Annotated in this window: 25 protein-coding genes; 23 read left to right on the forward strand and 2 right to left on the reverse strand. The window is 66.7% G+C overall.

From position 1 onward, the window contains the following. Positions 1–91: 91 nt before the first annotated feature. The gene (locus ACIBBD_RS37205) at positions 92–823 is read right to left on the reverse strand and encodes a hypothetical protein (RefSeq protein ID WP_399424252.1); all 732 of its coding nucleotides are present in this window, start codon (positions 821–823) and stop codon (positions 92–94) included. Then, a complete protein-coding gene (locus tag ACIBBD_RS37210) occupies positions 820–1389 on the reverse strand; it encodes a hypothetical protein (RefSeq protein WP_399424253.1) in 570 nt (189 codons plus the stop codon). Before ACIBBD_RS37210 ends, ACIBBD_RS37205 begins: the two co-directional genes overlap by 4 nt. Positions 1390–1936: 547 nt before the next feature. Here ACIBBD_RS37210 and rpsJ point away from each other — a divergent pair. The 23 genes from rpsJ to ACIBBD_RS37325 all read left to right on the forward strand — a co-directional run bounded on the left by rpsJ (position 1937) and on the right by ACIBBD_RS37325 (position 13915). Continuing rightward, positions 1937–2245, forward strand: a complete 309-nt coding sequence (gene rpsJ / locus ACIBBD_RS37215; RefSeq protein WP_003948644.1) for a 30S ribosomal protein S10 — start codon at positions 1937–1939, stop codon at positions 2243–2245. Between the two features lie 16 nt (positions 2246–2261). Further along, positions 2262–2906 carry a 50S ribosomal protein L3 gene (rplC, locus tag ACIBBD_RS37220; protein WP_103781446.1) on the forward strand — a complete coding sequence of 215 codons (645 nt, stop codon included), beginning with the start codon at positions 2262–2264 and terminating at the stop codon, positions 2904–2906. Positions 2907–2914: 8 nt separating this feature from the next. Next, positions 2915–3571 (forward strand): 50S ribosomal protein L4, encoded by a 657-nt coding sequence (rplD, locus tag ACIBBD_RS37225; protein WP_399424255.1) that lies wholly within the window; start codon positions 2915–2917, stop codon positions 3569–3571. Next, entirely contained in the window at positions 3571–3990 is a 420-nt protein-coding gene (gene rplW / locus ACIBBD_RS37230; protein WP_399424256.1) for a 50S ribosomal protein L23, read from the forward strand. The genes rplD and rplW overlap by 1 nt, the downstream gene beginning before the upstream one ends. A 40-nt stretch (positions 3991–4030) precedes the next feature. Further along, complete coding sequence (gene rplB / locus ACIBBD_RS37235) at positions 4031–4867, forward strand: 50S ribosomal protein L2 (RefSeq protein WP_030788280.1); 837 nt, start codon at positions 4031–4033, stop codon at positions 4865–4867. Between the two features lie 12 nt (positions 4868–4879). After that, a complete protein-coding gene (gene rpsS / locus ACIBBD_RS37240) occupies positions 4880–5161 on the forward strand; it encodes a 30S ribosomal protein S19 (protein WP_365467793.1) in 282 nt (93 codons plus the stop codon). A gap of 42 nt (positions 5162–5203) precedes the next feature. Continuing rightward, a complete protein-coding gene (gene rplV / locus ACIBBD_RS37245) occupies positions 5204–5551 on the forward strand; it encodes a 50S ribosomal protein L22 (protein ID WP_030778516.1) in 348 nt (115 codons plus the stop codon). Then, positions 5551–6375: a 30S ribosomal protein S3 gene (gene rpsC, locus ACIBBD_RS37250; protein ID WP_391998786.1), complete on the forward strand. Its 825-nt coding sequence runs from the start codon at positions 5551–5553 to the stop codon at positions 6373–6375. The genes rplV and rpsC overlap by 1 nt, the downstream gene beginning before the upstream one ends. A gap of 5 nt (positions 6376–6380) precedes the next feature. Beyond that, positions 6381–6800 (forward strand): 50S ribosomal protein L16, encoded by a 420-nt coding sequence (gene rplP / locus ACIBBD_RS37255; RefSeq protein ID WP_009190136.1) that lies wholly within the window; start codon positions 6381–6383, stop codon positions 6798–6800. Next, positions 6800–7024: a 50S ribosomal protein L29 gene (gene rpmC / locus ACIBBD_RS37260; RefSeq protein ID WP_007494763.1), complete on the forward strand. Its 225-nt coding sequence runs from the start codon at positions 6800–6802 to the stop codon at positions 7022–7024. Before rplP ends, rpmC begins: the two co-directional genes overlap by 1 nt. Next, positions 7021–7305, forward strand: a complete 285-nt coding sequence (gene rpsQ, locus ACIBBD_RS37265) for a 30S ribosomal protein S17 (RefSeq protein ID WP_004984524.1) — start codon at positions 7021–7023, stop codon at positions 7303–7305. Before rpmC ends, rpsQ begins: the two co-directional genes overlap by 4 nt. Positions 7306–7403: 98 nt before the next feature. After that, the gene (gene rplN, locus ACIBBD_RS37270) at positions 7404–7772 is read left to right on the forward strand and encodes a 50S ribosomal protein L14 (RefSeq protein WP_003998823.1); all 369 of its coding nucleotides are present in this window, start codon (positions 7404–7406) and stop codon (positions 7770–7772) included. Positions 7773–7774: 2 nt separating this feature from the next. Then, on the forward strand, positions 7775–8098 hold the full coding sequence (gene rplX / locus ACIBBD_RS37275; RefSeq protein WP_399424259.1) for a 50S ribosomal protein L24: 324 nt from the start codon (positions 7775–7777) through the stop codon (positions 8096–8098). Beyond that, positions 8098–8655 carry a 50S ribosomal protein L5 gene (gene rplE / locus ACIBBD_RS37280; protein WP_309095770.1) on the forward strand — a complete coding sequence of 186 codons (558 nt, stop codon included), beginning with the start codon at positions 8098–8100 and terminating at the stop codon, positions 8653–8655. The genes rplX and rplE overlap by 1 nt, the downstream gene beginning before the upstream one ends. Positions 8656–8660: 5 nt before the next feature. Next, a complete protein-coding gene (locus ACIBBD_RS37285; protein WP_003948630.1) occupies positions 8661–8846 on the forward strand; it encodes a type Z 30S ribosomal protein S14 in 186 nt (61 codons plus the stop codon). Positions 8847–9056: 210 nt separating this feature from the next. Further along, positions 9057–9455 carry a 30S ribosomal protein S8 gene (gene rpsH, locus ACIBBD_RS37290; protein ID WP_014674378.1) on the forward strand — a complete coding sequence of 133 codons (399 nt, stop codon included), beginning with the start codon at positions 9057–9059 and terminating at the stop codon, positions 9453–9455. Positions 9456–9479: 24 nt separating this feature from the next. After that, a complete protein-coding gene (gene rplF, locus ACIBBD_RS37295) occupies positions 9480–10019 on the forward strand; it encodes a 50S ribosomal protein L6 (RefSeq protein WP_399424261.1) in 540 nt (179 codons plus the stop codon). A 3-nt stretch (positions 10020–10022) separates the two neighbouring features. Beyond that, positions 10023–10406 (forward strand): 50S ribosomal protein L18, encoded by a 384-nt coding sequence (gene rplR, locus ACIBBD_RS37300; RefSeq protein WP_031118787.1) that lies wholly within the window; start codon positions 10023–10025, stop codon positions 10404–10406. Between the two features lie 43 nt (positions 10407–10449). Further along, entirely contained in the window at positions 10450–11055 is a 606-nt protein-coding gene (gene rpsE / locus ACIBBD_RS37305) for a 30S ribosomal protein S5 (RefSeq protein ID WP_003998815.1), read from the forward strand. Positions 11056–11057: 2 nt separating this feature from the next. Continuing rightward, on the forward strand, positions 11058–11240 hold the full coding sequence (gene rpmD / locus ACIBBD_RS37310) for a 50S ribosomal protein L30 (RefSeq protein WP_009190145.1): 183 nt from the start codon (positions 11058–11060) through the stop codon (positions 11238–11240). Between the two features lie 2 nt (positions 11241–11242). Beyond that, positions 11243–11698 carry a 50S ribosomal protein L15 gene (rplO, locus tag ACIBBD_RS37315; RefSeq protein WP_030601181.1) on the forward strand — a complete coding sequence of 152 codons (456 nt, stop codon included), beginning with the start codon at positions 11243–11245 and terminating at the stop codon, positions 11696–11698. A 241-nt stretch (positions 11699–11939) separates the two neighbouring features. Next, a complete protein-coding gene (secY, locus tag ACIBBD_RS37320) occupies positions 11940–13253 on the forward strand; it encodes a preprotein translocase subunit SecY (protein ID WP_399424264.1) in 1314 nt (437 codons plus the stop codon). Further along, on the forward strand, positions 13253–13915 hold the full coding sequence (locus tag ACIBBD_RS37325; protein WP_399424266.1) for an adenylate kinase: 663 nt from the start codon (positions 13253–13255) through the stop codon (positions 13913–13915). The genes secY and ACIBBD_RS37325 overlap by 1 nt, the downstream gene beginning before the upstream one ends. Positions 13916–13948 lie beyond the last annotated feature (33 nt).

Raw genomic sequence — 13948 nt, forward strand, 5'->3', positions numbered from 1 at the left:
TCGCCGAGCTTCTTCTTGCCCTCGTCGATGAGGTTCTCGCCGATTTCCAGGCCGGTGTTGAGGCCGCCCTTGATGTCGTCGACGATGCCCACTACTGCTCACCCCCGCCCTGCTGCCGGGCGGCTTCCTCCGCGCGGGCCTCGGGCGAGGGTCCGAACGTGTTGTCGAGCATCTGGTTGTACTCGGCTTCGGACACACCGAACTGCTCGTGCATGTTCTGCGGGTTGAGGCCGAGGGGCCCGACGGTGCTCGAGGTCATCACGTCCCGGCCGGCGTCCTTCCAGCCCTGCCGGATGTTCTCGCCCGCCCGGTCCCAGGACTCCTGGCTGTAGTCGACGTTGCCGCCCCACACACCGGACTTGGCGATGTCACCCCAGCCCATCTGCGTGACCTCGTCCTCGGTGGCGTACGGGTTGCCGATGGCGGCGTTCGCCACGACCTTGAACGAGCCCTCGACGTACTGCTCGGTCTCGTAGAGGGTGCCGGCGGCCAGGCCCGTCTTGATCGCGAAACCGTTGCCTTCGTTGATGAGCGAGCGCACCCCCCACTCCCAGCGCTCGCAGAACGACCCGAACGTCTCGGTCAGCCCCTCGTGGCCCAGTTCCAGCCCGTTGAGGGCGATGTCGCCGAAGCCGCGACCGGCCCCGGCCATGCCGACCATGCCGAGTTCCTTGAGCTCGCTCAGCGCGTCGGTCAGTCCCTTGGCGACCAGGGCCATGCCCTCGGTCTTCAGGTCCGGAGCTCCACCGCCCATCAGCAGCGGCAGGATGTCGCTGGCCACCGGCACGCCTCCGCCGGTCACCGCCTCCCCGTCGACGGTCATATGGCATCCCCCTCTTCACGGTCGAGAGCGACCTCGTCCGGTACGACGCCCCGCACCGGCGGGAACACCACGCCGTCCGGGCCGTCCGCGCAGTCCAGCGCCACCCCGCAGGGCACCCCCGCCGCGGGCACCGCCACATCGAGCAGGCGTGCGCCGAGGATCGTCTGGTAGGCCCACTCGCGGTGGAACTCGCCGCGTGCCTCGGCGTAGCGGGCCAGGGCCGGGCCGTCGGAGAAGGCCAGGATGAACCGGACGCCGTTCCAGTCGGCGGTGAGCAGACCCCGCTCGCTGTCCGGGCCGGGGCCTTCGCCCAGCGGCACCAGCACCGCCGTGTTGCGGAACTCCTCCAGCACCTCGGTGAACCGCTGCCGCCGGGCCTCGGACTCGGGGTCGAGCGCGGGCTCGGGCGCCGGTTCCGGCTCGGGCGGCGGCTGGGTGATCGGCTTCGACAGCGGTACTTCGGCGGACTCGCGTCGCGGTGCCGTCATCTCCGCGTAGTCGGCGAGTCGGGATCTGGGAACGTTGCTCTCCGGCGGTTCGCTCGATCCGCCCCCGTATTCAGACATGCGGATGATTATGGCGGCAGTGGATCACCGGCCCGATGCCGTTCCCGGGGCGCGCACCCCGCACGCACAGCGTTCCCACGGGACGTCCAGACGGCCGACACATCCCGGAGCGGGCGGGCGCCTCGCACCCCACGTTTGACCTACATCACGTTCGGGGTATTCTCTCCGGCTCGATTGGCGGACACCCTGCCCCATATGGCAGACTGTCCGAGTTGCTCGGTCGAGTGTTGATGCTGCGCGCCTCCCGCCGGGAGGACCGGAAGCGAGTCCCACAGTACTCGTCGCCCTAACTGCCACACGGCAGCGCTGGGGCGGACGTACGGGAATCTTCCGGGAAGCGTGGGCGCGGCACCGGCCAGGCACCCGGTGGGCCTTCCGCCCCCGGTCTGCGGTTCCGGTAGGGCCGTGCGCATTCCCCGCAGGGATGTTCGAACAAGGGACATTCGTGTCAGCGGGACCGCGACACGCCCGACCGCGTGGGTCGGAGGATCGGGTAGGGGAACACCAGGTTCCAGAGCGTTAGAAGAGACAGGACTACTGAGTAGCCATGGCGGGACAGAAGATCCGCATCCGGCTCAAGGCCTACGACCACGAGGTCATCGACTCCTCGGCGAAGAAGATCGTCGAGACGGTGACCCGCACTGGTGCGTCGGTCGCGGGCCCGGTGCCGCTGCCCACTGAGAAGAACGTGTACTGCGTCATCAAGTCGCCGCACAAGTACAAGGACTCGCGCGAGCACTTCGAGATGCGCACGCACAAGCGCCTGATCGACATCCTCGACCCGACCCCCAAGACCGTTGACTCTCTGATGCGACTCGACCTCCCGGCCGGTGTCGACATCGAGATCAAGCTCTGAGGCCGGTGATCTGAGAATGGCTAAGCAGATCAAGGGCATCCTGGGCGAGAAGCTCGGCATGACGCAGGTGTGGGACGAGAACAACCGCGTTGTTCCGGTCACCGTCGTCAAGGCCGGCCCGAATGTCGTGACCCAGGTCCGCACGAACGACGTCGACGGCTACGAGTCCGTCCAGATCGCCTTCGGCGAGATCGACCCGCGCAAGGTGAACAAGCCCCTCAAGGGCCACTTCGCCAAGGCCGACGTCACCCCCCGTCGCCACCTCGTCGAGATCCGCACCGCGGACGCCTCCGAGTACACGCTCGGCCAGGAGATCACCGCTGAGGTGTTCGAGGCCGGCGTGAAGGTCGACGTGACCGGCAAGAGCAAGGGCAAGGGCTTCGCCGGTGTCATGAAGCGCCACAACTTCGGTGGCCTCGGCGCCGGACACGGCACCCAGCGCAAGCACCGCTCGCCCGGTTCCATCGGTGGCTGCGCCACCCCGGGCCGCGTGTTCAAGGGCCTCCGCATGGCGGGTCGCATGGGCAACGAGCGGGTCACCACCCAGAACCTGACCGTCCACGCCGTTGACGCGGAGAAGGGTCTGCTGCTCATCAAGGGCGCGGTTCCCGGTCCGAACGGCGGCCTCGTCCTGGTCCGCACCGCGGCCAAGGGGGCCTGAGGTAACCGATGAGCACTGTTGACATCCTTTCGCCTGCCGGCGAGAAGACCGGTAGCGTCGAACTCCCCGCGGAGATCTTCGGCGTGGAGAAGGTCAGCATCCCGCTGATCCACCAGGTCGTCGTCGCGCAGAACGCCGCGGCCCGCCAGGGCACGCACAAGACCAAGACCCGCGGTGAAGTCCGCGGTGGCGGCAAGAAGCCGTACCGCCAGAAGGGCACCGGCCGCGCCCGTCAGGGCTCGACCCGCGCGCCGCAGTTCGCCGGTGGTGGCGTCGTGCACGGTCCCGTGCCGCGCGACTACTCGCAGCGGACCCCGAAGAAGATGAAGGCTGCCGCTCTGCGTCACGCCCTCACCGACCGGGCCCGCCACAACCGCATCCACGTCGTCACCGGCGTGGTCGAGGGCGAGACCCCCTCCACGAAGGCCGCCAGGACGCTGTTCGGCAAGATCTCGGAGCGCAAGAACCTGCTCCTGGTCGTCGACCGCGCCGACGAGGCCGCGTGGCTGTCCGCCCGCAACCTGCCCCAGGTCCACATCCTGGAGCCGGGCCAGCTGAACACGTACGACGTGATCGTCTCGGACGACGTGGTCTTCACCCAGGCCGCTCTCGAGTCCTTCGTCGCCGGCCCGAAGGCCAACGACACCGAAGGGAGTGACGCCTGATGGCTACGCGTCACCCGAGCATCGCCTCCAAGGCCGCCAAGGCCGCCAAGGCCGCGCGCGTCGCCAAGGCTCGCCGCCACGAGGCCGAGGGCAAGAACACCGTCGTCACCCCGGTGAGCAAGGCGTACACGGACCCCCGTGACGTCCTGCTGAAGCCGGTCGTGTCGGAGAAGAGCTACGCGCTCCTCGACGAGAACAAGTACACGTTCATCGTCGACCCGAACGCCAACAAGACCCAGATCAAGCAGGCCGTCCAGGCGGTCTTCTCGGTCAAGGTCACCGGGGTCAACACGATCAACCGCCAGGGCAAGCGCAAGCGGACCCGTACCGGCTTCGGCCAGCGTGCGGCGACCAAGCGCGCGATCGTGACCCTCGCCGAGGGCGACCGTATCGACATCTTCGGCGGTCCGACCGCCTGACGGCGGTCCGGATCGTCCGATATCGGACGAGGACTGAGAAATGGGTATCCGCAAGTACAAGCCGACGACTCCGGGCCGTCGTGGCTCCAGCGTCGCCGACTTCGTCGAGGTCACGCGGTCCACGCCGGAGAAGTCGCTGGTCCGTCCCCTGCACAGCAAGGGCGGCCGTAACAATTCCGGTCGTGTGACCGTGCGCCACCAGGGTGGTGGCCACAAGCGCGCCTACCGCGTGATCGACTTCCGTCGTCACGACAAGGACGGCGTGCCGGCGAAGGTCGCGCACATCGAGTACGACCCCAACCGCACCGCGCGCATCGCGCTGCTGCACTACGCCGACGGCGAGAAGCGCTACATCCTCGCCCCGCGCAACCTGCAGCAGGGCGACCGTGTGGAGAACGGTCCCGGGGCCGACATCAAGCCGGGCAACAACCTGGCCCTCCGCAACATCCCGGTCGGTACCACGATCCACGCGATCGAGCTCCGTCCCGGTGGCGGTGCCAAGTTCGCCCGCTCCGCCGGTGCCTCCGTGCAGCTGCTCGCGAAGGAGGGCTCGATGGCCCACCTCCGCATGCCGTCCGGTGAGATCCGCCTGGTCGACCAGCGCTGCCGCGCCACGGTCGGCGAGGTCGGCAACGCCGAGCAGAGCAACATCAACTGGGGCAAGGCCGGCCGCAAGCGCTGGCTGGGCGTCCGCCCGACCGTTCGCGGTGTGGCGATGAACCCGGTTGACCACCCCCACGGTGGTGGTGAGGGCAAGACCTCCGGTGGTCGCCACCCGGTCAGCCCCTGGGGTCAGAAGGAGGGTCGTACTCGTTCGCCGAAGAAGGCTTCGAACAAGTACATCGTCCGCCGCCGCAAGACGAACAAGAAGCGCTAGGAGCGGGTTTAGATGCCGCGCAGTCTCAAGAAGGGGCCCTTCGTCGACGACCACCTGATCAAGAAGGTGGACGCCCAGAACGAAGCCGGCACCAAGAACGTCATCAAGACCTGGTCCCGTCGCTCGATGATCGTCCCCAGCATGCTGGGCCACACGATCGCGGTGCACAACGGCAAGACCCACATCCCGGTGTTTGTCACCGAGTCGATGGTCGGCCACAAGCTCGGCGAGTTCTCGCCGACGCGCACCTTCCGGGGCCACGTCAAGGAAGACCGGAAGTCGAAGCGCCGCTAGCAGCGGGGTGGAATGACCATGACAGACACTGGAAGGACAACCATGGAAGCCAGGGCCCAGGCGCGGTACATCCGCGTCACGCCCATGAAGGCCCGCCGCGTGGTGGACCTTATCCGTGGCATGGACGCCACGGAGGCTCAGGCGGTCCTGCGTTTCGCCCCGCAGGCCGCGAGCGTGCCGGTCGGCAAGGTGCTGGACAGCGCCATCGCCAACGCCGCGCACAACTACGACCACACCGATGTCGACAGCCTCTTCGTCTCCGAGGCCTACGTCGACGAGGGTCCGACCCTGAAGCGGTTCCGGCCGCGCGCCCAGGGCCGTGCCTACCGGATCCGCAAGCGGACCAGCCACATCACCGTGGTCGTCAGCAGCAAGGAAGGAACCCGGTAATGGGCCAGAAGGTAAACCCGCACGGGTTCCGGCTCGGCATCACCACCGACTTCAAGTCGCGTTGGTACGCCGACAAGCTGTACAAGGACTACGTCAAGGAAGACGTCGCCATCCGTCGGATGATGACGTCCGGCATGGAGCGCGCCGGCATCTCCAAGGTCGAGATCGAGCGCACCCGTGACCGTGTGCGTGTGGACATCCACACCGCGCGTCCGGGCATCGTCATCGGCCGCCGTGGCGCCGAGGCCGACCGCATCCGCGGTGACCTCGAGAAGCTCACCGGCAAGCAGGTCCAGCTGAACATCCTCGAGGTCAAGAACCCCGAGACCGACGCTCAGCTGGTTGCCCAGGCCGTCGCCGAGCAGCTCTCCTCCCGCGTCTCCTTCCGTCGGGCCATGCGCAAGAGCATGCAGTCCGCCATGAAGGCCGGCGCCAAGGGCATCAAGATCCAGTGCGGTGGCCGCCTCGGCGGCGCCGAGATGTCCCGCTCGGAGTTCTACCGCGAGGGCCGCGTGCCCCTGCACACGCTCCGCGCGAACGTGGACTACGGCTTCTTCGAGGCCAAGACGACCTTCGGCCGCATCGGTGTGAAGGTCTGGATCTACAAGGGCGACGTCAAGAACATCGCCGAGGTCCGCGCCGAGAACGCTGCCGCCCGTGCGGGTAACCGCCCGGCTCGCGGTGGCGCCGACCGCCCGGCCCGTGGTGGCCGTGGTGGCGAGCGGCGCGGTCGTAAGCCGCAGCAGCAGGCTCCCGCCGCCGAGGCCCCCCAGGCCGAGGCCGGTGCCGCCGCTCCGGCTGAGAGCACCGGAACGGAGGCCTGACCGACATGCTGATCCCCCGTAGGGTCAAGCACCGCAAGCAGCACCACCCGAAGCGCAACGGTATGTCCAAGGGTGGAACGCAGGTTGCGTTCGGCGAGTACGGCATCCAGGCGCTGACCCCGGCCTACGTGACGAACCGCCAGATCGAGGCGGCTCGTATCGCGATGACCCGTCACATCAAGCGTGGCGGCAAGGTCTGGATCAACATCTACCCGGACCGTCCCCTCACCAAGAAGCCGGCCGAGACCCGCATGGGTTCCGGTAAGGGTTCTCCGGAGTGGTGGATCGCGAACGTCAAGCCCGGACGCGTGATGTTCGAGCTGTCGTACCCCAACGAGAAGATCGCCCGTGAGGCGCTGACCCGTGCGGCCCACAAGCTGCCGATGAAGTGCCGGATCGTCAAGCGCGAGGCAGGTGAAGCGTGATGTCGGCCGGTACCAAGGCGTCCGAGCTGCGCGAGCTGGGCAACGAGGAGCTTCTGGCGAAGCTCCGCGAGGCCAAGGAAGAGCTGTTCAACCTCCGCTTCCAGGCGGCGACCGGTCAGCTCGAGAACCATGGCCGTCTGAAGGCGGTCCGCAAGGACATCGCGCGGATCTACACCCTGATGCGCGAGCGTGAGCTGGGCATCGAAACGGTGGAGAACGCATGAGCGAGAACAACGTGACTGAGAACACCGAAGCGCGCGGCTTCCGCAAGACCCGTGAGGGCCTTGTCGTCAGCGACAAGATGGACAAGACCGTCGTCGTCGCCGTCGAGGACCGCGTCAAGCACGCGCTGTACGGCAAGGTCATCCGCCGTACCAACAAGCTCAAGGCGCACGACGAGCAGAACGCCGCGGGTGTCGGCGACCGCGTCCTCCTGATGGAGACCCGGCCGCTGTCCGCGACGAAGCGCTGGCGCGTCGTCGAGATCCTCGAGAAGGCCAAGTAATTCCTGCGGGGCAAACCCCGCAGGTCAGTTCCGCCAGGCTCCAACGGGGCTGTTGACTCAGCCCCGTTGGGGAACCGGCAGACGATCAGGAGATAGACGTGATCCAGCAGGAGTCGCGACTGCGTGTCGCCGACAACACTGGTGCGAAGGAGATCCTTTGCATCCGTGTGCTCGGTGGCTCCGGTCGCCGCTACGCGGGCATCGGTGACGTCATCGTCGCCACCGTCAAGGACGCGATCCCCGGTGGCAACGTGAAGAAGGGTGACGTCGTCAAGGCGGTCATCGTTCGCACCGTCAAGGAGCGTCGCCGTCCGGACGGCTCGTACATCCGCTTCGACGAGAACGCCGCCGTCATTCTGAAGAACGACGGCGACCCTCGCGGCACCCGCATCTTCGGCCCGGTCGGCCGTGAGCTGCGCGAGAAGAAGTTCATGAAGATCATCTCGCTCGCGCCGGAGGTGCTGTAAGCATGAAGATCAAGAAGGGCGACCTGGTCCAGGTCATCACCGGTAAGGACAAGGGCAAGCAGGGCAAGGTCATTGCCGCTTTCCCGCGCGAGGAGCGCGTCCTGGTCGAGGGTGTCAACCGGGTCAAGAAGCACACGAAGGCCGGCCCGACCGCGCGCGGTTCCCAGGCCGGCGGCATCGTGACCACCGAGGCGCCGATCCACGTCTCCAACGTCCAGCTGGTCGTGGAGAAGGACGGCAAGAAGGTCGTCACGCGTGTCGGTTACCGCTTCGACGACGAGGGCAACAAGATCCGCGTTGCCAAGCGGACGGGTGAGGACATCTGATGGCTACCACCACGACCCCGCGTCTGAAGCAGAAGTACCGCGAGGAGATCGCGGGCAAGCTGCGTGACGAGTTCAAGTACGAGAACGTCATGCAGATCCCGGGCCTCGTCAAGATTGTGGTCAACATGGGTGTGGGCGACGCCGCCCGCGACTCCAAGCTGATCGAGGGCGCCATCCGCGACCTCACCACGATCACCGGTCAGAAGCCGGCCGTCACCAAGGCCCGCAAGTCCATCGCGCAGTTCAAGCTGCGTGAGGGTCAGCCGATCGGTGCCCACGTCACGCTCCGTGGCGACCGCATGTGGGAGTTCCTGGACCGCACCCTGTCGCTCGCGCTGCCGCGCATCCGCGACTTCCGCGGCCTGTCCCCCAAGCAGTTCGACGGCCGTGGCAACTACACCTTCGGTCTCACGGAGCAGGTCATGTTCCACGAGATCGACCAGGACAAGATCGACCGCGTCCGGGGTATGGACATCACCGTGGTCACCACGGCGACCAACGACGAAGAGGGCCGTGCCCTTCTGCGTCACCTCGGCTTCCCGTTCAAGGAGGCGTGAGCGAGATGGCGAAGAAGGCTCTCATCGCGAAGGCTGCTCGCAAGCCCAAGTTCGGTGTGCGTGGCTACACCCGCTGCCAGCGCTGCGGTCGTCCGCACTCCGTGTACCGCAAGTTCGGCCTGTGCCGCGTGTGCCTTCGTGAGATGGCTCACCGTGGCGAGCTGCCGGGCGTGACCAAGAGCTCCTGGTAGATCCCGCATTTAGGGATTCACCGGGCTCTCGGTAAGCATCTGGGTCGGCAGGGGCCCACCTCCGCATGCCTTAGGCTTGCAGGGTTGGGCGTCTGCCGCCCGTACGACTTACTACGCCGTAGGTCCACCGCGCCGCACCCGTCCCGTCTCGGATCGGGGAGAGGGATGGCGCACCAGGAAACCCCGGCGAGAGAGGCCACAGGCCAATTCATGACCATGACTGATCCGATCGCAGACATGCTGACGCGTCTGCGGAACGCGAACTCGGCGTACCACGACTCGGTGTCGATGCCGCACTCCAAGATCAAGTCTCACATCGCGGAGATCCTCCAGCAGGAGGGCTTCATCACGGGCTGGAAGGTCGAGGACGCCGAGGTCGGCAAGAACCTCGTCCTCGAGCTCAAGTTCGGCCCCAACCGTGAGCGCTCCATCGCGGGCATCAAGCGGATCTCCAAGCCCGGTCTCCGGGTGTACGCGAAGTCCACCAACCTGCCGAAGGTGCTGGGCGGCCTCGGCGTGGCGATCATCTCCACGTCGCACGGGCTCCTCACCGACAAGCAGGCCGGCAAGAAGGGCGTGGGTGGGGAAGTCCTCGCCTACGTCTGGTAGCAGAAGGGAACGGAGGAAACAGCTATGTCGCGCATCGGCAAGCTCCCCATCGCGGTTCCCGCCGGCGTGGACGTCACCATCGACGGCCGTACGGTTTCGGTCAAGGGCCCCAAGGGCTCGCTGACCCACACCGTCGTGGCGCCGATCGAGATCGCCAAGGGCGAGGACGGCACCCTGCAGGTGACCCGCCCCAACGACGAGCGTCAGAGCAAGGCCCTGCACGGCCTGTCCCGCACGCTGGTGGCGAACATGATCACCGGCGTGACCCAGGGTTACGTGAAGAAGCTCGAGATCAGTGGTGTCGGTTACCGCGTGACCGCCAAGGGCTCGAACCTCGAGTTCGCGCTCGGTTACAGCCACCCGATCGTCGTCGAGGCCCCCGAGGGCATCACCTTCAAGGTGGAGACCCCGACCCGTTTCTCGGTCGAGGGCATCGACAAGCAGAAGGTCGGCGAGGTTGCGGCCAACATCCGCAAGCTGCGCAAGCCCGACCCGTACAAGGCCAAGGGCGTCAAGTACGAGGGCGAAGTCATCCGCCGCAAGGTCGGAAAGGCGGGTAAGTAAGCCATGGCATACGGGCAGAAGATCCTGAAGGGCGACGCCTACAAGCGCGCCGCGATCAAGCGCCGTCACATCCGGATCCGCAAGCGGATCAACGGTACGGCGGAGCGCCCCCGTCTGGTCGTGACCCGCTCCAACCGCCACATCGTGGCGCAGGTGATCGACGACCTGAAGGGCCACACCCTGGCGTCGGCGTCCACGCTGGACGCTTCGATCCGCGGTGGCGAGGGCGACAAGTCCGCGCAGGCCAAGCAGGTCGGCGCCCTGGTCGCCGAGCGCGCCAAGGCCGCCGGTGTCGAGGCCGTCGTGTTCGACCGTGGTGGTAACCAGTACGCCGGGCGCATCGCCGCCCTGGCGGACGCCGCCCGCGAGGCCGGACTCAAGTTCTGAGTCCTGGTTCCGTAGCTAGCGGAGACAGAGAGAGGTAATTCCAATGGCTGGACCCCAGCGCCGCGGTGGCGGTGCCGGTGGCGGCGAGCGGCGGGACCGGAAGGGCCGTGACGGCGGCGCAGCTGCCGCCGAGAAGACCGCGTACGTTGAGCGCGTCGTCGCGATCAACCGCGTCGCCAAGGTTGTGAAGGGTGGTCGTCGCTTCAGCTTCACCGCGCTGGTCGTGGTGGGCGACGGTGACGGCACCGTGGGTGTCGGTTACGGCAAGGCCAAGGAGGTGCCGGCCGCCATCGCCAAGGGCGTTGAGGAGGCCAAGAAGCACTTCTTCAAGGTCCCCCGTATCCAGGGCACCATCCCGCACCCCATCCAGGGTGAGAAGGCTGCCGGCGTCGTGCTGCTCAAGCCCGCGTCCCCCGGTACCGGTGTTATCGCCGGTGGTCCGGTGCGCGCCGTGCTCGAGTGCGCCGGTATCCACGACGTGCTGTCGAAGTCGCTCGGCTCCGACAACGCCATCAACATCGTGCACGCGACCGTGGAGGCCCTGAAGGGCCTGCAGCGTCCCGAGGAGATCGCGGCCCGCCGTGGTCTGCCGCTCGAGGACGTCGCCCCCGCGGCTCTCCTTCGTGCGCGTGCCGGGGTGGGTGCGTAATCATGGCGCAGCTCAAGATCACGCAGACGAAGTCCTACATCGGCAGCAAGCAGAACCACCGCGACACCCTGCGTTCCCTGGGCCTCAAGCGCCTGGGTGACGTGGTCGTCAAGGAGGACCGCCCCGAGTTCCGCGGCATGGTGCACACCGTCCGCCACCTCGTGACGGTCGAGGAGGTCGACTGATCATGGCGGAGAACAACCCGCTCAAGATCCACAACCTCCGTCCCGCCCCGGGCGCCAAGACCGCCAAGACCCGTGTGGGTCGTGGTGAGGCGTCGAAGGGTAAGACGGCCGGTCGTGGTACCAAGGGCACGAAGGCCCGCTACCAGGTTCCGGAGCGCTTCGAGGGCGGCCAGATGCCGCTGCACATGCGCCTCCCGAAGCTGAAGGGCTTCAAGAACCCGTTCAAGACCGAGTACCAGGTCGTGAACCTCGACAAGCTGGCCGCGCTCTACCCCGAGGGTGGCGAGGTCACGGTCGAGTCCCTCGTGGCCAAGGGTGCCGTGCGCAAGAACAGCCTCGTCAAGGTCCTCGGCCAGGGCGAGATCTCCGTGGCGCTGCAGGTGACGGTCGACGCCGTCTCCGGCTCCGCCAAGGAGAAGATCACCGCCGCCGGCGGTACGGTCACCGAGCTCGTCTGAACACCACAGGCGCCTCGATGACGTGAGCGATCCCGACCGGGGATACCCCACAAATGGGGTATCCCCGGTCGGTCGTTCCTAGGGCGGTGGTGTCGCCGGTAAGGTGACCTCCACTGCCCACTTTCACAAGATGCTTCCCATGGGGCACCTTGAGCGGCAGTGGACCGTTACACATGTCGTTGTTCTTATCCCTCAAGACCGTCACCCTTGACGCAGATGCGCGGGGGTCGCAGGAGGCACCGTGCTCACCGCGTTCGCCCGGGCGTTCAAGACGCCCGACCTGCGCAAGAAGCTGCTCTTCACGCTCGGCATCATCGTGGTCTACCGGGTCGGCACCCACATCCCGATCCCGGGTGTCGACTACAAGAGCGTCCAGATCTGTGTGGACGAGGCCTCCGGCAACCAGGGCCTCTTCGGTCTGGTCAACATGTTCAGCGGCGGTGCGCTGCTGCAGATCACGGTCTTCGCGCTGGGCATCATGCCGTACATCACGGCGAGCATCATCCTTCAGCTGCTGACCGTGGTCATCCCGCGCCTGGAGGCCCTCAAGAAGGAGGGCCAGTCCGGCACGGCGAAGATCACGCAGTACACCCGTTACCTCACGGTGGCGCTCGCCATCCTGCAGGGCACCGGCCTGGTGGCCACCGCCCGCAGCGGCGCCCTCTTCTCCGGTTGCACCGTCGCGTCGAACATCGTCCCCGACCGCGCGATCTTCACGACCATCACCATGGTCATCTGCATGACCGCCGGCACGGCCGTCGTCATGTGGCTCGGTGAGCTCATCACCGACCGCGGCATCGGCAACGGCATGTCGATCCTGATGTTCATCTCGATCGCCGCCACCTTCCCCTCCGCGCTGTGGGCCATCAAGAAGCAGGGTTCCCTGGCGGGCGGCTGGATCGAGTTCGGCACGGTCATCGCCGTCGGTCTGGTCATGGTCGCCCTGGTGGTCTTCGTCGAGCAGGCTCAGCGCCGTATCCCCGTGCAGTACGCGAAGCGCATGATCGGCCGCCGCTCCTACGGCGGAACCTCGACGTACATCCCGCTGAAGGTGAACCAGGCGGGTGTGATCCCCGTCATCTTCGCCTCGTCGCTGCTCTACATCCCGGCTCTGATCGTCCAGTTCTCCAACTCGCAGGCGGGTTGGGCGACCTGGATCACGCAGAACCTGGCCGACACGGCGGCGCCGGCGCACATCACTCTCTACTTCTTCCTGATTGTCTTCTTCGCGTTCTTCTACGTGGCCATCTCGTTCAACCCCGAGGAAGTCGCGGACAACATGAAGAAGTATGGTGGCTTCATCCCGGGCATCCGGGCTGGCCGACCGACCGCTGAGTACCTCAGCTACGTACTCAACCGGATCACCTGGCCGGGTTCGCTGTATCTGGGCCTGATCGCTCTCGTCCCGACGATGGCGTTGGCTGGTTTCGGGGCAAACCAGAACTTCCCGTTCGGCGGCACCAGCATCCTCATCATCGTGGGTGTGGGCCTCGAGACGGTGAAGCAGATCGAGAGCCAGCTCCAGCAGCGCAATTACGAAGGGTTCCTCCGCTGATGCGTATCGTCCTCGTCGGGCCGCCGGGTGCCGGTAAGGGAACGCAGGCCACTCGCCTTGCCGAGAAGCTGCGCGTACCCCACATCTCCACGGGCGACCTGTTCCGCGCCAACATCAGCCAGCAGACGGAGCTCGGGAAACTCGCGAAGTCCTACATGGACGCCGGCAACCTCGTCCCCGACGAGGTGACCATCGCCATGGCCAAGGACCGCATGGAGCAGCCGGACGCCGAGGGCGGCTTCCTGCTGGACGGTTTCCCGCGCAACGTCTCGCAGGCCGAGGCGCTGGACGAGCTCCTCACCACCGAGGGCATCACACTGGACGCGGTACTGGACCTGGAGGCCCCGGAGGAGGAGGTCGTCAAGCGGATCGCCGGCCGGCGCATCTGCCGCAACGACTCCTCGCACGTCTTCCACGTGACGTACAAGAAGCCGGCGAAGGAGGGCGTCTGCGACGTCTGCGGCGGTGAGCTGTACCAGCGCGACGACGACTCCGAGGAGACGGTCCGTACGCGGCTTGAGGTCTACCACACGCAGACCGAGCCGATCATCGACTACTACAAGGCCCAGGGCCTGGTCGTGACCATCGAGGCCATGGGCCCGGTGGACGAGGTCACGGCCCGTGCGCTGGCCGCGCTGAAGCGCGAGGGCGACGACCAGTAGTCGGGTACGTCTCCGTGGCCGCGGTTCCTCTCG

The organism is Streptomyces sp. NPDC051315 (assembly GCF_044455165.1).
Classification (GTDB): Bacteria; Actinomycetota; Actinomycetes; order Streptomycetales; family Streptomycetaceae; genus Streptomyces.